Origin of the sequence: Weissella viridescens (assembly GCF_003862435.1) — a bacterium.
In the GTDB taxonomy this organism is placed as follows: domain Bacteria; phylum Bacillota; class Bacilli; order Lactobacillales; family Lactobacillaceae; genus Weissella; species Weissella viridescens_A.
The window spans coordinates 1-22,209 of record NZ_RHGY01000005.1; the positions used below are offsets into that span (position 1 = coordinate 1).

At 40.2% G+C, this 22,209-nt stretch carries 22 protein-coding genes, 7 tRNA genes and 1 rRNA gene; 27 read left to right on the forward strand and 3 right to left on the reverse strand.

Going from position 1 to position 22,209, the window contains the following annotated elements:
• The first annotated feature begins 20 nt into the window (after window positions 1-20).
• From rrf to D3P96_RS05145, 9 genes are all read left to right on the forward strand, one after another.
• Window positions 21-137, forward strand: a 5S ribosomal RNA gene (gene rrf, locus D3P96_RS05105).
• A 4-nt stretch (window positions 138-141) separates the two neighbouring features.
• Window positions 142-214 (forward strand) — tRNA-Val (locus D3P96_RS05110).
• A gap of 2 nt (window positions 215-216) precedes the next feature.
• Window positions 217-290 (forward strand) — tRNA-Asp (locus D3P96_RS05115).
• A gap of 25 nt (window positions 291-315) precedes the next feature.
• Window positions 316-389 (forward strand) — tRNA-Trp (locus D3P96_RS05120).
• A gap of 2 nt (window positions 390-391) precedes the next feature.
• Window positions 392-465, forward strand: a tRNA-His gene (locus D3P96_RS05125).
• Window positions 466-489: 24 nt separating this feature from the next.
• Window positions 490-574: transfer RNA gene (locus D3P96_RS05130), tRNA-Leu, on the forward strand.
• Between the two features lie 31 nt (window positions 575-605).
• Window positions 606-679, forward strand: a tRNA-Pro gene (locus D3P96_RS05135).
• 102 nt (window positions 680-781) lie between these two features.
• On the forward strand, window positions 782-1,081 hold the full coding sequence (locus D3P96_RS05140) for a hypothetical protein (protein ID WP_124943304.1): 300 nt from the start codon (window positions 782-784) through the stop codon (window positions 1,079-1,081).
• A gap of 8 nt (window positions 1,082-1,089) precedes the next feature.
• Window positions 1,090-2,040, forward strand: a complete 951-nt coding sequence (locus D3P96_RS05145; RefSeq protein ID WP_124943305.1) for an ADP-ribosylglycohydrolase family protein — start codon at window positions 1,090-1,092, stop codon at window positions 2,038-2,040.
• A gap of 20 nt (window positions 2,041-2,060) precedes the next feature.
• Here D3P96_RS05145 and D3P96_RS05150 read toward each other — a convergent pair whose 3' ends face one another.
• Window positions 2,061-4,931, reverse strand: coding sequence for a YfhO family protein (locus D3P96_RS05150; protein WP_124943306.1), 2,871 nt, complete (start codon window positions 4,929-4,931; stop codon window positions 2,061-2,063).
• Between the two features lie 164 nt (window positions 4,932-5,095).
• Here D3P96_RS05150 and D3P96_RS05155 point away from each other — a divergent pair, with 164 nt between their 5' ends.
• The 8 genes from D3P96_RS05155 (at window position 5,096) to D3P96_RS05190 (ending at window position 12,533) form a co-directional block, all read left to right on the forward strand.
• On the forward strand, window positions 5,096-6,517 hold the full coding sequence (locus tag D3P96_RS05155; protein WP_124943307.1) for an aspartate ammonia-lyase: 1,422 nt from the start codon (window positions 5,096-5,098) through the stop codon (window positions 6,515-6,517).
• Window positions 6,518-6,665: 148 nt separating this feature from the next.
• Window positions 6,666-7,649, forward strand: coding sequence for a mannose/fructose/sorbose PTS transporter subunit IIB (locus D3P96_RS05160; protein WP_124943308.1), 984 nt, complete (start codon window positions 6,666-6,668; stop codon window positions 7,647-7,649).
• Between the two features lie 36 nt (window positions 7,650-7,685).
• Window positions 7,686-8,498 (forward strand): PTS mannose/fructose/sorbose transporter subunit IIC, encoded by an 813-nt coding sequence (locus tag D3P96_RS05165; protein ID WP_124943309.1) that lies wholly within the window; start codon window positions 7,686-7,688, stop codon window positions 8,496-8,498.
• A gap of 18 nt (window positions 8,499-8,516) precedes the next feature.
• Entirely contained in the window at window positions 8,517-9,482 is a 966-nt protein-coding gene (locus D3P96_RS05170) for a PTS system mannose/fructose/sorbose family transporter subunit IID (protein WP_124943310.1), read from the forward strand.
• A gap of 63 nt (window positions 9,483-9,545) precedes the next feature.
• Window positions 9,546-9,932, forward strand: a complete 387-nt coding sequence (locus tag D3P96_RS05175; RefSeq protein WP_124943311.1) for a DUF956 family protein — start codon at window positions 9,546-9,548, stop codon at window positions 9,930-9,932.
• Window positions 9,933-10,020: 88 nt separating this feature from the next.
• Window positions 10,021-10,908 carry a DNA/RNA non-specific endonuclease gene (locus tag D3P96_RS05180; RefSeq protein WP_244919067.1) on the forward strand — a complete coding sequence of 296 codons (888 nt, stop codon included), beginning with the start codon at window positions 10,021-10,023 and terminating at the stop codon, window positions 10,906-10,908.
• A gap of 97 nt (window positions 10,909-11,005) precedes the next feature.
• Window positions 11,006-11,527 (forward strand): HdeD family acid-resistance protein, encoded by a 522-nt coding sequence (locus tag D3P96_RS05185; protein ID WP_124943312.1) that lies wholly within the window; start codon window positions 11,006-11,008, stop codon window positions 11,525-11,527.
• A 91-nt stretch (window positions 11,528-11,618) separates the two neighbouring features.
• On the forward strand, window positions 11,619-12,533 hold the full coding sequence (locus D3P96_RS05190) for a 3-hydroxyacyl-CoA dehydrogenase (RefSeq protein ID WP_244919068.1): 915 nt from the start codon (window positions 11,619-11,621) through the stop codon (window positions 12,531-12,533).
• 69 nt (window positions 12,534-12,602) lie between these two features.
• On the opposite strand, the gene D3P96_RS05195 is transcribed toward D3P96_RS05190, so the two are convergent.
• Window positions 12,603-12,884: a hypothetical protein gene (locus D3P96_RS05195; RefSeq protein WP_124943314.1), complete on the reverse strand. Its 282-nt coding sequence runs from the start codon at window positions 12,882-12,884 to the stop codon at window positions 12,603-12,605.
• A gap of 291 nt (window positions 12,885-13,175) precedes the next feature.
• On the opposite strand from D3P96_RS05195, the gene D3P96_RS05200 reads away from it, so the two are divergent.
• From D3P96_RS05200 to D3P96_RS05220, 5 genes are all read left to right on the forward strand, one after another.
• Entirely contained in the window at window positions 13,176-14,249 is a 1,074-nt protein-coding gene (locus tag D3P96_RS05200) for an ABC transporter ATP-binding protein (RefSeq protein ID WP_124943315.1), read from the forward strand.
• Between the two features lie 23 nt (window positions 14,250-14,272).
• The gene (locus tag D3P96_RS05205; protein ID WP_124943316.1) at window positions 14,273-15,151 is read left to right on the forward strand and encodes a carbohydrate ABC transporter permease; all 879 of its coding nucleotides are present in this window, start codon (window positions 14,273-14,275) and stop codon (window positions 15,149-15,151) included.
• A gap of 178 nt (window positions 15,152-15,329) precedes the next feature.
• Complete coding sequence (locus D3P96_RS05210) at window positions 15,330-15,959, forward strand: carbohydrate ABC transporter permease (RefSeq protein ID WP_244919069.1); 630 nt, start codon at window positions 15,330-15,332, stop codon at window positions 15,957-15,959.
• Window positions 15,960-16,023: 64 nt separating this feature from the next.
• Window positions 16,024-17,355 carry an ABC transporter substrate-binding protein gene (locus D3P96_RS05215; RefSeq protein ID WP_124943318.1) on the forward strand — a complete coding sequence of 444 codons (1,332 nt, stop codon included), beginning with the start codon at window positions 16,024-16,026 and terminating at the stop codon, window positions 17,353-17,355.
• A 2-nt stretch (window positions 17,356-17,357) separates the two neighbouring features.
• Window positions 17,358-18,101, forward strand: a complete 744-nt coding sequence (locus D3P96_RS05220) for a glycerophosphodiester phosphodiesterase family protein (protein ID WP_124943319.1) — start codon at window positions 17,358-17,360, stop codon at window positions 18,099-18,101.
• A 172-nt stretch (window positions 18,102-18,273) separates the two neighbouring features.
• On the opposite strand, the gene D3P96_RS05225 is transcribed toward D3P96_RS05220, so the two are convergent.
• Window positions 18,274-18,345, reverse strand: a tRNA-Arg gene (locus D3P96_RS05225).
• A gap of 139 nt (window positions 18,346-18,484) precedes the next feature.
• On the opposite strand from D3P96_RS05225, the gene D3P96_RS05230 reads away from it, so the two are divergent.
• From D3P96_RS05230 to D3P96_RS05250, 5 genes are all read left to right on the forward strand, one after another.
• A complete protein-coding gene (locus D3P96_RS05230) occupies window positions 18,485-18,868 on the forward strand; it encodes a helix-turn-helix transcriptional regulator (RefSeq protein WP_124943320.1) in 384 nt (127 codons plus the stop codon).
• Window positions 18,858-19,313: a hypothetical protein gene (locus D3P96_RS05235; protein WP_124943321.1), complete on the forward strand. Its 456-nt coding sequence runs from the start codon at window positions 18,858-18,860 to the stop codon at window positions 19,311-19,313. The genes D3P96_RS05230 and D3P96_RS05235 overlap by 11 nt, the downstream gene beginning before the upstream one ends.
• A 114-nt stretch (window positions 19,314-19,427) precedes the next feature.
• Window positions 19,428-19,637, forward strand: a complete 210-nt coding sequence (locus D3P96_RS05240) for a hypothetical protein (RefSeq protein WP_124943322.1) — start codon at window positions 19,428-19,430, stop codon at window positions 19,635-19,637.
• A 148-nt stretch (window positions 19,638-19,785) separates the two neighbouring features.
• On the forward strand, window positions 19,786-20,796 hold the full coding sequence (gap, locus tag D3P96_RS05245; protein ID WP_124943323.1) for a type I glyceraldehyde-3-phosphate dehydrogenase: 1,011 nt from the start codon (window positions 19,786-19,788) through the stop codon (window positions 20,794-20,796).
• 114 nt (window positions 20,797-20,910) lie between these two features.
• Entirely contained in the window at window positions 20,911-22,134 is a 1,224-nt protein-coding gene (locus D3P96_RS05250) for a phosphoglycerate kinase (RefSeq protein ID WP_124943324.1), read from the forward strand.
• Window positions 22,135-22,209: the final 75 nt, after the last annotated feature.

Below are 22,209 nucleotides of genomic sequence, written 5' to 3' on the forward strand. Positions count from 1 at the left end.
CGTAAGTCTCATCAACACCGTGTTGTGATGATGGCATTGAGGTCACACCTGTTCCCATACCGAACACAGAAGTTAAGCTCAATAGCGCCGAAAGTAGTTGGAGGATCTCTTCCTGCGAGGATAGGACGTCGCAATGCATATGGACGATTAGCTCAGCTGGGAGAGCACCTGCCTTACAAGCAGGGGGTCACAGGTTCGATCCCTGTATCGTCCATTGGTCGCATGGTCTAGTTGGTTAGGACGCCTGCCTGTCACGCAGGAGATCACGGGTTCGAACCCCGTTGTGACCGTTTTTCAAGCATTACGTCATTTCATAGGGGTATAGTTTAATGGTAGAACAACGGTCTCCAAAACCGTCGGTGGGGGTTCGACTCCCTCTACCCCTGCCATGGCGGTTGTGGTGAAGTTGGTTAACACACCGGTTTGTGGTTCCGGCATGCGTGGGTTCGAATCCCATCAATCGCCCTTGATGTGATGATTGAATTAGTTGCCGTTGTGGCGGAACTGGTAGACGCGCTGGACTCAAAATCCAGTTCCCTTCTTGGGAGTGTGGGTTCGATTCCCACCGACGGCATAATCCCATTTGGGATTTTTTATTTACATTTCGGGACGTAGCTCAGCTTGGTAGAGCACCTGGTTTGGGACCAGGGGGTCGCAGGTTCGAATCCTGTCGTCCCGATAATTAAAAGAGACTATCTCATAAGATGGTCTCTTTTTTGTTATCAATAAAAGAAACAGTTATAATAGCCCTATAGATAATGATAAAAGTAAGGACAGACAAATGAGTGAAACTATTACAAATGAATCTTTTCAAGACTTAGTCGACGATTTAACAGTTGATGGTCCAATTGTAGGTGAGAAGAAATTTGATATTGAAAATTTCTTTCAATTAAAAGATCCGGAAGGAAAAACAACAGAATTTTCACACATTGATATTTTACGACGTGCGGATGAAACTTTCTGGATGCCATTGGAAACAGATCGACATACCATCACAAACATTACGGATTATGAAATCTTCATCAATAAAACTGGTAAATGGGTACCAATTAAAGATTGGTTCGAAACGGAAGAGATATAGGTGTTGAAATGGCAAATGAATTATTAAGAAGAGGTATGTATGGATTTGCGATGGGTGATGCCTTTGGTGTGCCTTACGAGTTCAATGGTCCTGATGCACAGATTCAGACTGAAATGCAGGGTGGCGGTGGGAATGATCAGCTACCAGGAACCTGGAGTGACGATACAAGTTTAAACCTCGCAACGATTACGGCATTGACCGGAGAATATGATTTAAAAGCAATTATGCAAAACTTTGATGATTATCTCTATGACGGTCAATATACGCCCGATGGGACAGCTTTTGGATATGGTGATGAAACAGCTGCAGCGATTAAATATTTCCATGAGACAGGCAAATATGGCGATTTTGGGCTAAATAATCCTTTGGGTAGTGGGAATGGTGCCTTAATGCGGATTTGGCCATTAGCCTTTTATTCATATCCAGCGCAAATGACTTTGGAACAAGTTGTTGATGAAGTGACAGGTTTAACGCACGGGCAAATGCGGTCTAAATTAGCGTCACGTTTCTTTGTCTACTTTATTCGAGTACTTGCTCGTCGTGGTGACAGTGAAAAAGCAATTTTACAAGCTATTCGGGCCATTAACCGCCAACCAGCTGTACAAACGCTGTTGCAACAAGAAGAAATGGGATGGTTGGTGACTGATGCAACTGTCACACCGAACGATATCGTCGCGCACATTAAAGAACAAAAATCATCAGAATTAGCGACATCTGGCTATGTTTTGGATACATTAAATGTGGTCTTATGGGCGAGTTTAAACTATCAAGATTATACCGAGGCTGTTTTGTCAGTCGTACAATTAGGTGGTGATACGGACACCAATGCTGCGCTAGTTGGTCTAGCATTTAGCTACATTGATAATGATTTTTCAGATAGTTGGTTAGAAACATTACGTGCAAAAAATAAGATTGAAAGCGTCCTTATCTTAGCAGATGAAGCTGTTAAATTTGATTAATGATTGACGCAAAAAAGCCATTAGTCGGCGTGACTAATGGCTTTTTTTCTGATCAAATACCAAAGACTAAGGATAATTAATAAAGCAATTCCCAATAATGAGAGTAGCTTTCCTAGTTTGAGGCCAGGTGTTTGATAGGTTAAACGTAAGTTGTTCTGTCCAGAGTGAAGCTTAATCCCAAGGAACCCCTCATTAACTTTAATCAATTGATTATTGACTGATTGCCAACCCTTTGAATAAGGAATCGAGGTTGTTAAAATTTGAGGTTTAGCACTAGTGACTGCACCAGAAATTTTGTCATTTTGGATGTTCAATGGGACTGCATGCTTCTGTGCGTGTTGTGCTGCCTTTTTAAAGAGGCGACCTGTGGGAACGGCCTTAATCTTAACATCAAACGTGTAATGTCCTGGTTGACTAAACTGAAGGGGAAGATAGGTGGTATCCTTAACATCCGTCGCAGGACCTAAGTTCAGCGTAATATTTTGTCTTGGGTTGTAGAATGACAGATTTTTCTTTCCCGTTTGTATAAACGTTTGATCATTACCAGCATAACTCGTTGTAAATGTATATCCACTGACATTCTTGCCAATCGAATTAAGGTGCTTACGGCGCCAATTCCAATTAAAGGCTTGGTCGTTTGTCCGATAGTCCAATGGATTGCGCGGATTATAACTTCTTTCTTGCTGGCCATCACGATAACTATTGGTAGCAAATTGCGCCCGTTCGTTAAAGTTCGCAGGCTTAAAGTGCAAGTTGGAAATTTCAAGATGTAATTCTGTATTAGATAATGTCGCATCAGGCTTGAGATAGATGCCATGTTCGTCAGATTCACGATTTGGTGTGTAACTGAAATGAACTTTTTTCTGGTAATTAGCTTGTAAGTTGGACCGAATTGAAGCAGATGTGACATTTCGCTCCAATTGATGCTTTGATGTCGTTTCAGGTGCGGCATTAGTGACAACACCATCAGCTAAGTATGCTTCACGATTTGTGGCATCTGCTTTGGCAAACGTTTTTTCGCTGACAACATACTTAGGTAGATAGGCCAGCGGGTAGACTAAATCACTTTGTGTCACGTTTTGTCGATTAATCGTAATGGGTGGGGTTAACTTGTGATAACTAGCAGGGGCATCTGATCGGCGATTAGCATACCAATATTTGATACCAAAAACATTCGCCAAAATATTGCGTCGGTCTAGGTTGCTTGTAATATCATTGTTATTACTTCGAGGCAACTCAAGCTGCTTCATCAGTTGATTTACGGCACCACTTTGATATGACCAATAGGATTCAGCATTGTGAGCTGGACTATTCAAAGCCAAGTTTGTTGAAGGTGCTGGATCAATTTCTGCATCGGTGCCCAACTGGGTCTCAATATATGAGCGATAAAGCGTTGAAGGGACAGGTGACGTTTTTTCACCACGGTCTTTGGCCAACGTGTTATCAATGTTCTCATCAAAATAATTTGATTGTTGGTCGATCAATTTTTGTACGTTTGAATTTGAAAGGAGGGTCCCTTTTTCCGGATTCAAATCAGTTGTATGATTTTGTTGCATGATGACGATAGCATTCAAAGCAACAACACCAAGCAGGGCGTACAATCCAATTTTATGCGAAATTGACCAATACAAACAGAAAATAGTGAGCATCCCGATGAACAGTGTATTCGCAAAATTAGCATGTAAATCAAAATTATTACTGAATAAGATTGACATGAAGATAATGGCGCCAATGCCAGTCATCCAGTAGAAATCACGTTTTTGTAGTTCAGGTAGGTGATTCAAAAGGTAGACGACACTTAATCCAAGCGGGAGGCCGAGCATAAATATCCAACGATTTGACGGTGAAGATCCGCCGTTCATAATAGCGGCACCGGCTGGGAAAAGCAGGAAGATTCCAGCAATCACAAAGACCCAGCCAAGGAGTGGATAAGTTCTAAAACGACGCCAAACGAAGAGAATTGCAATAATACCAATGACGGAAAAGCCACCCGTTAACCAAAAATTAGGTGTTTCCGCATTATTAATAAGGTTACCAGGTAGCGCTAAATAATAATTCAAAGGATAGATGCTCAATCCGTTAGCAAAACGATACTGACTACGAGCAGAGCTAAGCGTACCCATTAAACTTGGTAAGAAGATAAGCATCGGCAAAAGAAACCCAACAAGGGAACTTGAAATGGTGCGTACCCACATTTTCCAATTACGCCAGGCATGGGTCAGACTAATGTTTAATACAAAGAAAATGGTGGCCCCAATCGCCATCATAAAGGCGAAATAATAGTTGTTCCATAGAGCCCAAGCAATCATAAAGACCGCAGGGAACCATTTTGGGTTATCTCTATTAATCAGGTTATCTATGGCCACAATTAAGAGTGGGAAAATGATTAGCGGATTAATAAAGTATGGATGTGAAAACATGCTTAAGGCCAGATAGCCGGTAAATAGATAAACTAGGGTAGCAATCGTGTTGGCAACAGGCTGCCAATACTTTGTAAAATGGCGTACTGCGACCAAAAAGGCCAGTCCGGCACAGAAAAGGCGGACAATAATCATGATTGAGTAGTAACTCACGATATGTTTGCTACTAATGAATGCGGCACCATAACTAAAAACATCGCCAAGTGTGTAGTAGGCAAAAGTTTGGTAGTAATCGGCCCCTAAACCAATTTTAAAGTTCCACTGGCTGGGCCAATTACCTGTAGCTAAGAGGTGGTGTAAGTCCTTTTGCCAATGAATCAGGGCGGGTAAATGCTGTGAAAGACCATCAGCTTGCCAAATTAGACTTGTATTTGTAAGCCAATAAGGTAAAAGGATGATGCCGACAACAATTAGAAACATGATTAAATAGACAGGCAGATTGCTTTTCCACCAATTTTTTCGGTTAATCATAAGAACTCCTCGATAGATAATGTTTCTATTATAGCATTTTCCGAAGGTTTAATTAACGACGGGCTAGTACGTGTCATATTAGTTTACATATTCTTTAAAATGACTTGAAGGGATGCCGGGAATTGTTTAAAATGAGAAAAACGATAACAGGGGAAACAATAAAAATGCGAATTGAATCAGACTCATTAGGACAAATGGAAGTACCAGATCAAGCTTACTATGGTATCCATACGATGCGTGCTTTAGAGAATTTTGCGATTACCAAGGACCATGTCAATGCGAACTTGGTTAAAGCTTTGATTCAAATCAAAGCGGCTGCAGCAAAAGCGAACAAAGGAGCCGGAAACCTTGATCCTGATGTTGCTGACGCTATTTTAGCTGCAACTGATGAATTGTTACACCAGCCTGTTGATTACGAAAACATGTTCCCGCTTGATCCCATTCAAGGTGGAGCCGGAACCAGTATGAACATGAATGCCAATGAAGTGATTGCTAATGTGGCATTAACGAATACTGGACATGCAAAAGGGGAATATCAATACATTAATCCCAATGACCATGTGAATAAGAGTCAAAGTACCAACGATGTCTTCCCTTCAGCTGGAAAACTAGCTTTAATTCATATTGTGAAGCCACTCATGGCTGAAATTGAAAAGCTTATGGCAGCACTTGGTGCCAAGGCTGAAGAATTTGAAGATGTCTATAAAATGGGACGAACACAGTTACAAGATGCTGTGCCAATGACACTAGGGAATTCATTCCACGCCTATTTGAAGCCACTTAAGCGTGACTTGAATCGGATTGATAAAGCACAAGCTGATTTGCACGTGTTAAATCTAGGTGGTTCAGCAATTGGTTCAGGTATTAACGTGTCACGTTATTATCAAGAACACATTATTCCAGAACTTAATGCCGTGACTGGTTTGGAGTTGGAGCAGGCTTCTGACTTATTTGATGCAACGCAAAACTTGGACAGTTTCTTGCAACTTTCAGCAGCACTAAAATCATTAGCTGTTGATCTTTCTAAGATTGCCAATGATTTGCGTTTGCTAAGCTCAGGACCTCGTTCTGGCCTAAATGAAATTAACTTACCAGCTCGTCAAGCTGGAAGCTCAATCATGCCTGGTAAGGTCAATCCTGTGATTCCTGAAGTTGTCAACCAAGTAGCTTTTGAGGTAATGGGAAATGATATTACCGTAACAAATGCGGTCGAAGCAGGACAACTTGAATTGAATGCGTTTGAACCCGTGATGCTTTATCGTCTATTTGCATCAGTTGATCATTTGACACAAGCCTTGAAAACGTTCCGCGAGCATGCAATTGTTGGCATTACACCAAACGAAGAACGCTTGGAACAAGATATTGACTTATCAATTTCATATACGACGGCAATGGCAGCGATTATTGGATATCAAAAGGCTTCAGACTTAGCTAAGCAGGCGCTAAAGACGAACCGTCCATTGCGTGAATTAGCAGAAGAAACCGGCGAATTTACTGATGACCAATTAGATGAAGTTTTCGCGGTTGATAAGATTGTTAAAAATGCACGAACACCTGAACACGGGCTTGTTTTCAAGAATAGTTAAACACGTAACGTAAAGAGACCAATAGATGGTCTCTTTTTTTTTATGAAAATCTATTTTATGAAAACGTTTACAAAACGCAACTAGTCATGTAAAATAAAGTTTGTAATGAGGATCAATTGATTCAGCACTTATTAAAGGAGAGGGCGATATGGTTAAATTCATTATTGCGAGTCATGGGGAATTTGCCAAGGGAATCCAACAATCAGGTGAAATGATTTTTGGAAAGCAAGAAGATGTTGAAGTGGTTACCTTCATGCCAGATGAAGGGCCAGAAGATTTAATGCAACATTTTATGCAAGCACTTGGTGAAGCGACAGAGACTGGCGAAGTACTATTTTTGGTTGATTTGTGGGGAGGATCACCATTTAACGCAGCATCACGAATTCAAGCGGAGCATCCAGACCGGATGGCTATTATCACCGGATTGAATTTGCCGATGCTCATTGAAGCATATGGGGCCCGGTTTACAACGGAAAAAGCGAGTGAGATTGCGCATGGATTAATCGAAGTCGCACAAAGCGGAATTAATACGATTCCTGAACGACCACAAGAAACAGATGAGACACCAACAGAAGCAGATACGGCCATTGAAGCAGCACCGAGCCAACCTGCAACTGATATTGATAAGGTGGAGCATACGGGAACAGCGACGATGGATATTCGTTTAGCACGAATTGATTCACGTCTCTTACACGGGCAAGTTGCAACGGCTTGGACGAAAGCGGTCCAACCAGATCGGATTATCGTTGTGTCTGATACAGTGGCGCACGATGAGCTACGAAAGACCTTGCTTGTACAAGCAGCACCAGTTGGGGTTAAAGTAAATGTTGTCCCAATTCAAAAGTTAGTAGATGTTTGGGACGATCCGCGGTTTAAGGGAATTAAAACCATGTTACTTTTCGAAACACCACAAGATGTGGAACGTGCAGTAGCCGCTGGTGTGAAATTGACAGAAGTTAATATCGGGTCAATGTCACATTCCGAAGGAAAGCGCATGGTAACGAATGCCATTGCTGTTGATAGTGCAGATGTGCAGTGCCTAGAAGAGTTACAAGCACAAGGTGTTAAATTTGACGTCCGTAAGGTACCTAGTGATCAAAGTAAGGATATTTTCGCCTTATTGAAAGATTAAGTACGGAACCTAACGTTATTAGAGGAGGATAAACGCATGATTTCAGCGTTTTTTGTAGTATTGATTTCGTTTTTGGCGGGTATGGATGGAATTTTAGATGAGTTTCAATTCCAACAGCCAATTGTTGCAGCAACCTTGATTGGTTTAGCTAATGGGCATGTCACCGAAGGAATTATCTTGGGGGGAACTCTTCAAATGCTTGCTCTTGGTTGGATGAATATTGGGGCAGCGGTTGCGCCTGATGCGGCGTTAGCATCAGTGGTGTCAGCCTACCTTGTGACTGGGCCTGCACAAGTCAGCGTCTACGAAGGAATGGCAATCGCGGTGCCACTTGCGATTGCCGGACAAGTTTTGACGATTGGGGTTCGTACATTGACCGTTGTTTTGGCCCATGTTGCCGATCGACAAGCTGAAAAAGGAAGTTTACGCGGCGTGGATGCTGTGAATATGGCGGCATTAACTTTGCAAGGTCTACGTATTGCAATTCCAACGATTATTGTGATTGCAGTTGGTGCTGGGCCTGTTAATGCGGCATTGAATGCAATTCCAGATGTTATTACTAAGGGGTTGGCCGTTGCTGGTGGATTTATTGTGGTGGTTGGTTACGCCATGGTCATTAACATGATGGCAACACCAGAACTTTGGCCTTTCTTCTTCTTAGGATTTGCCCTTTCAGCAGTTACCGAATTGAATTTGATTGCAATGGGAATTATTGGATTAGTCTTGGCACTTGTTTACCTACAACTTTCACCACGTTTCAATGGGGGAAATGATGGTGGCGGTAGCACAGGTGGTACAAGTTCAGGATCATCCGGCGACCAAATTGATGCAATTTTAAATAATTACTAGGCTTGGGGGAAGAGTACAATGAGTAATTCAGTACAAGAAAAGCAAGTACAATCAACCGAAGTGCACCTAACAAAAGGTGATCGGTATGCAACCTGGTGGCGTTCAACTTTCCTTCAGGCGGCTTGGAACTATGAACGGATGCAGAACGTGGGATGGGCTTATGCCATGGTCCCCACAATCAAGCGTCTCTATAAGACGAAAGAAGATCGCACTGCTGCACTTAAGCGCCACTTAGAGTTCTTCAACACACATCCATACGTTGCTTCACCAATTCTTGGTGTTGAAATGGCGATGGAAGAACAAAAAGCCAATGGTGCTGCGATTGATGATGAAGCAATTAACAGTGTTAAAGTTGGAATGATGGGCCCATTGGCCGGTGTTGGTGACCCAATTTGGTGGGGAACAGTTCGACCAGTTTTGGGAGCCTTTGCGGCCGGTCTAGCACAAAGTGGTCAAATTCTTGGTCCAATTATTTTCTTCCTGGTCTGGAACGTGATGCGTATGGCGTTCTTATGGTATACCCAAGAATTGGGATACCGTGAGGGAACTAATATCACCCAAAATTTGGGTGGTGGTATGATGCAAAAGTTAACCACAGGGGCTTCAATTTTGGGGATGTTTATCATGGGAGTGTTGGTCCCACGTTGGACAACCATGAATTTCCCAATGGTCCTATCAAAGGTTCATTTGCAAAAGGGAAGTTATGTCGATACAGATACGCTTGCTAAGCAGATTAATTCTGGACACCTTAGCCCACAAACGATTACTGATATCGCGGGTAAGATTAAAGATGGACAGAACTTGGGTGCTATTAAGATTACGACAGTGCAAGATACCTTGAATCAACTTATTCCTGGATTAGCACCATTAATTTTGATGTTTATTGTCCTATGGCTACTCCGTAAGAATGTCTCACCAATTGTGATCATCTTTGGATTGTTTGCCGTTGGAATCTTGGCCTATGCCTTTGGTATTATGGCTTAATTAACAAAAGCTGGTAGATTCTGCCAGCTTTTATACATAGAAATAAAGGGAAGGTTGATCGTCATGACTCAGCAAACCGAACAAACAGGATTAAAGGCACCAGCGAATGCCTTACTATCGCCAGTGAATATCCAACCGGGCTACCTTTTTTATGGTGAAAAAGGGATTGAGTTTCGCGCAAATAAAGGTGGATATATCATCGTACCGTGGGAACAAGTTGAATATGTGAGTTTAGAAATTATTTTCAACGTATACTATCGGGGGATTATTATTAAAATTAAGCCAAATCAGAAAGTCTCTGCAGGTCAACCTGATATGTCAGGTCGGACGTTAGAATTTGTCGGGGGTAAGCCTAAGCGTGCCTTACCAATTTTCCAAGAATATCTAGCGCCAGATCAAATTCGGCACCGTTTAGGAATCTTTGCCCGTAGAAAAGCTAAAAAATCTTGATATTTTAAAAGCCAATGCTGTTAATTGGCTTTTTTTGTGGTTTAATAGTATTTTAGGTTAAACTTAATCAAGAATATGAGGAACACGCATGGCAAGACGACGTAAAACACAGGGTATGAACGGTAAGAAAATCACAATTGCTGGATTGGCAGTTGCCGGTGCATTATTGGTAGGGCAACACTATGGCTTAATTTCAGATGAACAAGTCAAAAAATTTACGCCAAACACGCAAGTATCAAAAAATACATTAACGCGTACAAAAACTGGTTCATTGCAAACAAGTCAATCTGGCGGGGCAAGTGTTCACCCAACGCAAGCCCTGGCCGCAAGTGTTGTTACGACCAATGTAAAGCAACAGTTACGTGCCAATAGCCTCGCATTTAATGGTTCAGGGGCGTATGTGATTAATAATAATCAAAATGATTTAAATGCAAATGTAAAAGTTGCACCATATGTGCAATTAGCACAACTTGACCAAAAAGGGCGTCCTGGGGTTGCTAACGCATATTTAAACAATACCAGTCGTGAATATCGGAAACGTGAACATACTGGAAATGACAAAAAAATCAATCCAATTGGTTGGCATCAAATGCGCCTAAATGGCAATCAAATCCTTTATAACCGAGGGCATTCAATTGCTTATGCACTGGCAGGAGGCGTGAAGGGATTTGATGCCTCAGAGGCTAATCCAAGAAACATCACCACACAAACAACTTGGGCGAACCAAGCGTCAAATGGGGATGCTAGCAATACTGGACAAAACTATTATGAATCGATTGTACGGAAAGGGTTAGATCAACATAAAACAATCCGTTATCGTGTAACGCCAGTTTATGATGGCAATGATTTGGTGCCCTCTGGTTCAAAGATGGAAGCAAAGTCCACGGACGGCAGTATTCAATACAATGTTTTTATTCCAAATGTCCAACCGGGTGTGAAAATTAACTATGCAGACGGTACAGCAACGGCAGGTTAAATTTTAACGTTTTTTAATGGTTTTTTGATTAAAAATCATGTGTATGGTATTATAAAGCCTGTTATAAAAAAGTAACGTTAATTATTGGAGGGTTATTATGAACCAGAGTAAAGGTTTTGACATTTTTAGCTTAGTGCTAGGAATCTTGTCACTTGTACTTGCGTATGTTGTCTTGAAGTTCCCTGGTGGATCTTTGGCAGCTATCGTAATTGTTATTGGAATTTTCATGATTATTGACGGAATTTTGCATTTCTCACAACGTGGTGGACTACGTAATATGGGAATGAAGAGCACAGGAATGCTAACATTCCTTGCGGTTTTGGATATTATCGTTGGTATTGCAATTATCATCTGGCCGGCAAGCTTCGGTGCTATCTACGTTTGGATTTTCGTTGCCATTGGTATGGTAATGGATTCATTGTTCGAACTATGGGCAGCTAAGTACGTTAAGCAAGTTGGAAAGGGATACTACTGGTTTGTTGTTATCATGGCAATCATCGGTCTTATCCTTGGTGTTGTGATGATGTTCAGTCCAGCCTTTGGCTTGTCATTTGTAGTTGCTTTGTTGGCAGCTTACTTGCTAGTCTTTGGTGTTTTGGAAATCGTTAAGGCTTTCTAAGACAAATTTAAAAGGTAATCACGGATGTGGTTATCTTTTTTTTTACATAAAATAAGCAGATATAGCATGAATGGAATTAAAGGAGAATAGCATGTTAAATAATATTGTAATTGCTGGTGGTGGCGTATTAGGGTCTCAAATTGCGTATCAATGTGGTTTTTATGGAAAACATGTTGTTGTTTACGATATTAGTGAGGATGCGATTAAAGCAGCTGAAAAGCGTGTGAACAGTTGGGATCAAGACTATCGTGATGATGTTTCAGCAACTGAAGACCAAATCAAAGCAGCACATGCAAATATTTCCTATAACTCAGATTTAGCTGAAGCCGTGAAGGATGCTGACTTAGTCATTGAAGCAATTCCAGAAGTCGTAGATATTAAAAAGGACTTCTATCATCGTCTTGCTGCTGTCTTGAATCCACAAGCCATTATTGTGTCAAATTCTTCAACTTTGTTGCCGTCACAATTTGCTGAAGATACTGGTCGTCCAGATAAGTTTATGGCATTGCACTTTGCCAATCATATCTGGATTGAGAATTTAACAGAAATGATGCCAACGAAGGAAACTTCTGAAGCAACCATCGACTCGGTCCGCGCCTTTGCAGAATCAATTGGCATGGTACCAACCTTAGTTAAGAAGGAGCAACCAGGTTACTTGTTGAATTCATTACTTGTTCCTTGGATTACTTCAGCCGAAGCTCTTTGGGGGAATGATATTGGTTCAATTCAAGACATTGATCGTAGCTGGATGATTGCAAAGGAAGCCAAGTATGGTCCCTTTGGAAACATTGATCGTGTTGGATTGCGAACAGCCTACAATATCGGTAAAGAGACATTACCAAGTTTGACGAATGAAAAAGAACATAAGGGACTTGAAATCGCCCTTGAACGTATGGATAAGATGATTTCAGAAGGTAAGTTAGGTATGGAAAGTGGTGAGGGATTCTATCAATATCCAAACCCTGCCTATGAAGCTGCTGACTTTTTGAAGCATGGTGATCGTTAAGCATACATTTGAAGACACAAAAAAAGTAGGTCGCGTGAGCGATCTACTTTTTTATTGTTCAAATATTAATTACTTTGAAGAATCGTCTGAGTCAAGGCTTTCGATAAACTTCTCAAGTTCCTTTTCATCAGCAACGGCTTCTTTTTCGTCATACTTACCGTACTTACCAATTTCACTCAAGATGTGCTTGATTTCGTGAATAGCCTTGTGTTCTTCAGCCCATTCCTTAACAGAATGTGACTTTGAATCAGCTTCCAATGAATCTAACTTTGCGATTGAATCATCCAACTTATCGATTGTGTCAGCAATGTTTGAAACAACCTTTTGTTCTTTTTCAGTATAATCAGCCATGTTAAAATCCTCCATCTATTTTGTGTTGCAACTTTGTCACAGCTTTATTATAACACGATTGGGATTTAATGAAACTTAAATTTAGTAAATTCATATGTATAACAAATATATTTCAATTGAAGATTAAATATTTACAATAAAGCGTTTTCATCATTGAAACGCTTTTTTTACTTACAAGGGAAGAGAAGTCTTTACCTGTTCACTAAGTTAGATTTACAAAGACTTGATAAAGTAAATCCTGTAATAAAAATTAATTAACCAGTTGGTTATCATAGAGGGGGTTTATGACACATGTCAATTAAGTTAAAGCACTTAAAGAAAACATATGACAATGGTGAAGAGGTTTTAAAAGATATTAATACAGAAATAGAAGATGGGCAATTTTATGTCTTAGTGGGTGCATCAGGATCTGGTAAAAGTACCATTTTGAATGCTATTGCTGGTTTTATTCCCATCAATGAAGGCGTCATTGAAATTAATGGACGTGATGTCACGAATTTGTCGCCTAAGGATCGTCATCTAGCAATGGTCTTTCAAAATTATGCGCTGATGCCCAATCTAACGGTGTCTGAGAATATTATTTTTGGATTAAAAGCACGTCATGTGGATAAAGCTGTTCAGCAGGACCGATTGAATGAAGTTTTACAAACCGTCCATCTAACGGAGTACAAAGATAAACGACCCGCAAATTTGTCTGGTGGTCAACGACAGCGCGTGTCACTCGCTAGGGCATTGGTGTCAGATGCGAATGTGATATTAATGGATGAGCCATTATCAAATCTTGATGCGAAACTAAGAGCCGAAATGCGCCGTGAAATCCGCGCATTACAGCAACATTTAGGGTTAACCGTCATTTATGTGACGCATGATCAGACAGAAGCTATGACCATGGGAGATCAGGTGATGCTATTGAATCAAGGCCGAATTGAGCAAATCGGGTCACCGCTTGAACTGTATAATACACCAGAAAATACTTACGTAGCAGACTTTTTTGGTTCTCCAGCTATCAACTTGCTGGATGCTAAATTAACAGGGAATCAATTGCAGCTGGTAAACGGTGTAAAAATTAACTTTAGGCATACATTTACTGGGGACGTTCGCGTTGGAATTCGTCCTGAAAATGTGCAACTAACGCCACAAGGTAGCTTCAATGGAAAGATTACCCATATTGAGCCACTGGGGGATGGGACAAATGTTTCGGTTGAAATTGGTACTGCAGAACCATTTAGGTTAAAAGTTAGTGACCAATTAAAGCTACACGCAGGTGATCAAATCAGTTTCGATATTTTACCGGAACAATTGATGATTTTTGATACTGAAAATCAATTAGTTGGCCTTGGTCCACTCACGGAATTAGCCGTTTAACGCAAAGTGTCAGAGGGAAAATAATGCAAAAGAAACAAAATGTACTGGCGTTTGTCTTACTATTGCCTTCTATAGTTGTTTTGGGCATGTTTGTTTTCTATCCAATGTTGAAAACATTCTGGTTAAGTACTCAGTTAACTAACTTGATGGGCGAACCGGTTAAATCTGTTGGATTTAAGAATTTTACCAATTTAATGCATTCAGAAAGCTTTATCACGTCAATTACGGTCACAATGATTTTTGTTATTGCAACCACAATCTTAACAGTCATTTGTGCTTACTTTTTGGCCATTCTTGCAAGTAGAAAAATGCGAGGAATGGGATTCTTCAGAACAATTTTTTCTTCAACAATGGGTATCTCAGTTACCGTGGCATCAATATTATGGTTGTTCATGTTTAACCCACAAATCGGTTTATTTAGTAAAGTGTTAACATCACTTCATTTGCCAGATATTAATTGGTTGTCAGATCCGATGTGGGCCTTAGTGGCAATTATTGGGACGACCGTTTGGATGAATATTGGATTTGCCTTTTTAATCTTATTAGGAGCCGTTCAAGCCATCCCGACGGATTTGTACCAAGTTGCTGATTTAAACGATGCTTCAAAGTGGTTACGTTTACGCAAAATTACCCTGCCAGGAACTGAGCCTACTTTGTTTTTTGTAATGGTTGTGACGCTAATTAATGCGTTCCAAACATTTGGACAAGTGGATATTTTAACGGCTGGTGGGCCCGACTATCATACGAATTTATTGGTGTATTCAATTTATCAGGATGCATTTGTCAATCATACGATTGGGCGTGCAAGTGCGGAGTCGGTCGTATTGACAGTCATTATTATGATCGTTACGTTTATCCAGTTCTACTTAAATAAGCGGAAGGCGGCTAGATATGCAGGTTAGTCGAAACAAACAAATTGGAAACTTTCTATTGCTAAGCGTGATTGCATTAATCTTAATGCTACCACTCATACTTGGAATTTCATTAAGCTTGTCATCAAGTAACTCCATTTCACAGGGACATTTAATTCCCCGAAGATTGATATTTACTAACTATGTCCATGTCTTTACTGATACGCATATGGCCAAATTTTTATTGCATAGTTTAATTATCTCAAGTGTGGTCATGGTTGGGCAGGTTGTGTTATCAATCTTAGCCGCGTATGCGTTTGTCTTTTTAGATTTTAAATTCAAAAAAGCGGTTTTTATTATCTTTTTGAGTACAATGATGTTACCTTTTGAATCCCAAATCATTCCAAACTTTAATTTAATGCGAGACTTAAACTTACTCAATACGTATTCGGCAATGGCATTACCGTTTTTAGCTTCAGCTTTTGGCACATTTATGATCAAAACCAGTTTTGAACAAGTACCCCCAGAATTGAGGCAGTTGAGTCAGATTGAAGGACTCTCACATTTTCAATTTATCACGAAGGTGGTGATGCCATATTGTAAGATTAGTTTGATTACTTTTGCCCTATACAGTTTCCTAACCAACTGGAATATGTACTTATGGCCACTCATTTCAACTGATAATGATAAGGTACGGACTGCACAAATTGGGTTACGACAAATGCGGGCACAAGATACCGCAAGTAATTGGGGTTTGATTATGGCTGCAACAATTATCGTTGTTATACCGACAATGTTGATTATTTTCTTTGGTCAAAAGTATTTTAAAAACGGGTTGACGAGTGGTGTCATTAAGTAACCCGATTCAAAACAGTTTATGAGCTACGATATAACAGCAAAATGATTAATAGGAGAAGCAAATCATGTTTAAACATATCGCAAAATATTCTATTTTATTGACAGTGAGCGCAGGTGTGGTGATGCCTTTGGCTGCAGTTCAAGGTAATGCGGCAAGTACACCAGAAAAGATTACCTTCTGGCATTCAATGACAGGTGAGACACAAAAGTCGATTGAACGTGTCGTAAACGATTTTAATAAGTCGCAAAGTGAGTATAAGGTAGTGCCAGAGTTTCAAGGTCAATATGTTGAGGCATTACCTAAATTCCTGTCGGTCGGCGGCACAAAAAAAGCGCCAGTTCTTTTCCAATCAAACGAAATTTCAACAAAACAATTGGCAACTTCAGGTATGATTGAGCCAATGGAAACGATCACAAAAAAATATAAGTATGATACCTCCGATATTCGTGAAAACATTTTAGATTATTATCGCGTTGATGGAAAACTGTATTCAATGCCATTTAATTCAAGCGCGCCAGTTCTTTATTATAATAAAGACGCGTTCAAGGCAGCAGGCATTGATGAATTACCTAAGAGTCCAACTTTTGAGCAGGTGACGGATGCGGCTAAGCAGTTAAAAGAAAAAACTGGTAAAGCAAAGCTATCAATTTTGCCTTATGGGTGGAACTTTGAAGAGCTATTAGCAAATCAAAATCAAGAATTAGTTAATAATGGTAATGGGCGTAAGAAGACCGCAACAAAGTCAACATTTAATAATGAAGCGGGTAAGAACATTCTGAATTGGATTAAGACAAATGCGGACGCAAAAACACTTGTTGATTATGGAACTGGTGCAAATGCAGCGGATAATGAATTATCGGGATTTACTTCCAAACAAGTAGATATGTTTATGAATTCTTCAGCCTCACTTGGGGATATTAAAAAGAATGCCAAATTTAATGTTGGGGTGACATATATGCCACATCCAAAGAATAAAACTGCCAATGGTGTTGCAATTGGTGGTGCCAGTATTTGGCTTTCCAAGGGAAAGACGAATAAACAACAAAAAGGTGCAGCTGAGTTTTTAAAGTTTGCAACTTCACCGAATGAACAGGCGCAATGGTCAATCGATACAGGCTACTTTGCAATCAATAAAAAGTCTTACGATACCAAGTTGCTTAAAGATGCGTTCAAAAAGACACCAATTTTGGCTGCACCAGTCGATCAACTTAAAGACACTAAGAAAAATTCTGCATCAGCAGGTGCTTTGATTACAGCGATGCCAAATGAACGTGTGAATACACAAAATGCAATGGAAAATGTGATCAATGGTAAAAATGTTGACAAGGAACTCGCAAAGGCAGCAAAAAAGACTGATGCTGATATTAAGTCAGCAAACGAACAAACTGGTGAATAAGTATGGATAAAACGACGATCTTTGGGCATCGCGGTATACCAACTAAATTTATTGAAAACTCAATTGATGGATTTGAGTATCTTGCCAGTAAGGGAGAGGCCGTTGAGTTTGATGTCCATTTGACCAAAGATTTTCATCCAGTTGTCATGCATGATGAAAAAATTGATCGAACGACGAATGGGCACGGCTATATTAGAGATTTTACTTTGGCGGAGTTAGCACAGTTTCACTTAATAAGCGATAACCAGCGTCCGCAACAACGGCAGGGAAAGCAAAATGAAATTCCGACGTTAGAACGTGTGCTAGAGATTTTTAAATCGACGGATTTAATTTTAAACATTGAATTAAAGACGGAAAATATTCAGTATCCGGGAATTGAAAGCATAGCGCTAGAAGCAGTTCACGATTTTGGTCTTGCTGGACAAACGGTTTTTTCATCTGTGAATTTGGGTAGTGTAAAACGCATCGGTAAATTAGATGAACACCAACAGATTGCATTGATTAGCGAAGAACCCATTTTGCGACCACTCGATTTTATGGCACGTAATCAGCTAGACGCCTTGCATTTAAAAAAATCAGTCATGGCAAATGACTTTCCTCAATTTCAACGTATTTGGACCATTGACGACACAGCAACTTTAAAACATATTTTCGAACATGGTTTTGAAGGTGTTTTTACCGATGACTTTGAAAGCGCCGACGCATTGAGAACAAAATTGATGACTAGAAATGTTTCAGCGATTTAAATGGCATGAATAGATCTGGTTGTTTTTATCAAACTAACTAGTGAACAAATAGTAAAAAGCCCTGATAGGTTCTCACTTACGAGAAAACTATCAGGGCTTTTTTGATTTTGCACATTTTTTGCACATACACAATACGAATAGCTATATACCAACGATTGTAACACCTTAAAAATGAACCCGGCGGGAATCGAACCCACATCTCCAGAACCGGAATCTAACGTGATATCCATTACACTACGGGTCCAACTACCAATAATATTATAGACGAGCAATACGGCAAAAGCAATTCATAATATTACGATTAGGTTAAACCTTGCATTTCGTTAAGTTTCCCTTTATTATAACTGTATAAAGAAAAAACTTAAATATGAAAAGGTGACACTATGGCTAGTTCAGAAGGAAAAGATATCATGGGGCGTAATATTAAACGTCTTCTAAAGCAACATGGCATGACCGCGGCAAAGCTCTCTGAGGTTGTTGGTGTTTCAACAGCAACAATTTCAGACTGGTGTAATGGTAAAACCTATCCACGGATTAATAAGATTGAACAAATGGCAGAATACTTTAATGTATCAAAATCTGAGCTTGTTGAAGATCCAGATCAAATGAGTACAACAAACGTAACCGAGGAACCAGCGCTCATGGCCGCACATTGGGGCTTAGATATTTCCGGACTACCTGATGATGAACGACAACGTGTTGTCGATCGTGCCAAAGCATATGTAGAAGGTCTCATTGCAGACTACGAGGATCGCAATGCAAAATAATCGGTATGAGGACTTACTCATACGGGTAGAAGATGATTTAGCAGACCGCGGGATGCCAGCCACGATTCTAGATACGATTCCCCTACAAGAAAATTCTGGATTAGCAGGCGTAACTTCTATTAAGGATGGTAAAGTTTATATCTTCATTGATAAAGCCTTATCAACTTTTGAAAAAGCAGAGACGCTTGTTGAAGAATATTTCCATGCAATTTCAGATTTAGGTGATTTATTAGATTATCAATCGGCACGGGCACAAAATAATGAAGTAAATGCACGCGAGTCAGTTTTAACGTATATGACAAGTGTGGATGATTTAAAACGTGTGGCAAAGCAACATCCAGATATGCCCTTGGCTCCCTGGATGTTGGAAGAAGCCTTTGGGTATCCTGTTGATTTTGCACAAGCAACCTTAGATTTCTACCGTAGGAGTGGCGAATTAAATTAAACCTATTGCAATTAATTTTAACCTAATATATACTATAAATGTAGCTTAGCTTTATCGCTGAGCTTTTATTTCAAATCAAAGTTAAGTTAAAGTTAATTAAAAGGAGTGTTTACTATGCCAATTCAAAATATGATCGGAATTTTAACAGTTGTCATCGTGTTTATCGCAGCACTTATTATTATTCGGATGGCAGTTACTGCACTAACACCACTTTTCAAGGGTGTCGTTAATTTCATTATGAAGAATATGTCACAAGAAATGCGGATGACGTTAAGAAATCACGAAGACGTGCTTGAAGAAGTCTTAGATTGGAAAATAAAGTAGGGTGATGAGGACGTTTAAATCGTGATTAGCAGTCGCGTAACATGTCCGCAAAAAAACGTTCTGAAAGTTTGCGAATTGTTAAACAAAGTCGTATAATAAGACTTGTAAAAAAGTTTACGAAATGAAGTTCTGGGAGGAATCATTTATCATGACTGTAAAGATTGGTATTAATGGATTTGGACGTATTGGTCGTTTGGCATTCCGCCGTATTCTTGAATTAAAGGATGCTGCAGATGACATCGAAGTTGTTGCTATCAACGACTTGACTAACCCTGCAATGTTGGCATACTTGCTAAAGTATGACTCAACTCATGGTACATTGGACGCTGAAGTTTCAGCTGACGAAGATGGTATCATCGTTGACGGTAAGAAGTACCGCGTTTATGCTGAAAAGAACGCTGCTGACTTGAAGTGGGTAGAAAACGACGGCGTTGACGTTGTTTTGGAATCAACTGGTTTCTACACTTCAAAGGAAAAGGCACAAGCTCACTTGGATGCCGGTGCTAAGAAGGTATTGATCTCAGCTCCTGCTGGTGATATTCCTACTGTTGTTTACGGTGTTAACCAAGATATCTTGACTCCAGAAGATAACATTGTTTCTGCTGGTTCATGTACGACTCAATCATTGGCTCCATTGGCTGATGCATTGAACAAGGAATTTGGAATTGAAGTTGGAACGATGACTACTATTCACGCTTACACTTCAACACAAATGATCTTGGACGGACCTCGTGGAAGCAAGCCACGTAACAACCGTACTGCTGCCGCTAACACAATTCCTCACTCAACTGGTGCTGCTAAGGCCATCGGTTTGGTTGTTCCAGAATTGAAGGGTAAGTTGAACGGACATGCACAACGTGTACAAGTTGTTGACGGTTCAATCACTGAATTGACAACTATCTTGGACAAGAAGGTTACTGCAGAAGAAGTTAACGATGCTATGAAGAAGTACGAAACTCCATCATTCGGTTACAACGGTGATGAAATTGTTTCTTCAGATATCATCGGAGACACACACGGTTCTGTCTTTGACCCAACTTTGACTGAAGTCGTAACAGCTGGTGATCACCAATTGGTTAAGACTGCTGCTTGGTATGACAACGAATACGGTTTCACTTCAAACATGATCCGTACTTTGAAGCACTTAGCAGAGCTTTAATAAGCGATTCAGTTCGTTAAAAAAACAGGGGGTTTAGTGTAAACTGAATCGCCTGTTTTTTTCAAAAAATGTTATAATTAATGATATAAAAACAGAAAGAAGGAATTTCTTATTATGGCTAAGTTAACTCTTGAAGACTTGGATGTTAAAGGTAAGAAGGTTCTAATGCGTGTTGATTTCAACGTCCCATTGAAGGAAGAAAATGGCGAAGTTGAAGTTGCAAATGACAACCGTATTAAGGCTGCATTGCCATCAATTAAATATGTTTTGGATAACGGTGGACGTGCCATCGTCTTCTCACACTTGGGTCGTGTAAAGACTGAAGATGATAAGAAGAAGTTGTCAATGAAGCCTGTTGCACAACGTTTGGCTGATTTGCTAGGACAACCTGTTACATTTGTTCCTGCAATCGAAGGTCCTGAATTGGAAGATGCCGTTAACGGTCTTGCCGACGGACAAGTTCTTGTATTCGAGAACACTCGTTTTGCTGATGTTCAAGATGGTGTTGAAACAAAGCGCGAATCAAAGAATGATCCTGCACTAGGTAAGTACTGGGCTTCATTGGGTGACGTATTCGTCAACGATGCTTTCGGTACTGCACACCGTTCACACGCCTCAAACGTAGGTATTGCGTCTAACATTGATCAAACAGCCGCTGGATTCTTGATGGAAAAGGAAATCAAGTTCTTAGGTGGAGCTGTTACAGATCCAAAGCGTCCATTCGTTGCTATCATCGGTGGTGCTAAGGTTTCTGACAAGATTGAAATTATCCAAAATCTTTTGAAGAAGGCGGATAAGGTTATCGTTGGTGGTGGAATGGCTTATACATTCGACGTTGCCAATGGTAAGTCAATCGGTAACTCATTGTTTGAAGCAGATAAGGTTGATTTGGCTAAGAAGTTGATCGACGAAGCTGGTGATAAGCTAGTTTTGCCTGTTGACGCCGTAGCAGCTGATAAGTTTGCTAACGATGCTGACACTTACATCGCTGATGATGGTATCAAGGATGGTTACATGGGTCTTGATATTGGACCTAAGTCAATCGAATTGTTCGATTCAGTTTTGGACGATGCTAAGACAGTTGTTTGGAACGGACCTATGGGTGTGTTCGAAATGCCTAACTTTGCTAAGGGAACTTTGGCAATCGGTGAAAAGCTTGCTGAAGTTACTAAGAAGAATGATGCAACAACTATTGTTGGTGGTGGTGACTCAACTGCAGCTGTTCAACAACTTGGAATTGCTGACCAATTGACACACATCTCAACTGGTGGTGGTGCTTCACTTGAATACCTTGAAGGTAAGGATTTGCCTGGAATCGCTTCAATTTCAGATAAGTAATTTAGCTTAAATAAAGAAACGAACAACTATTTTAGTTGTTCGTTTTTTTATTTGCAGTAAACAATGACAAACGTT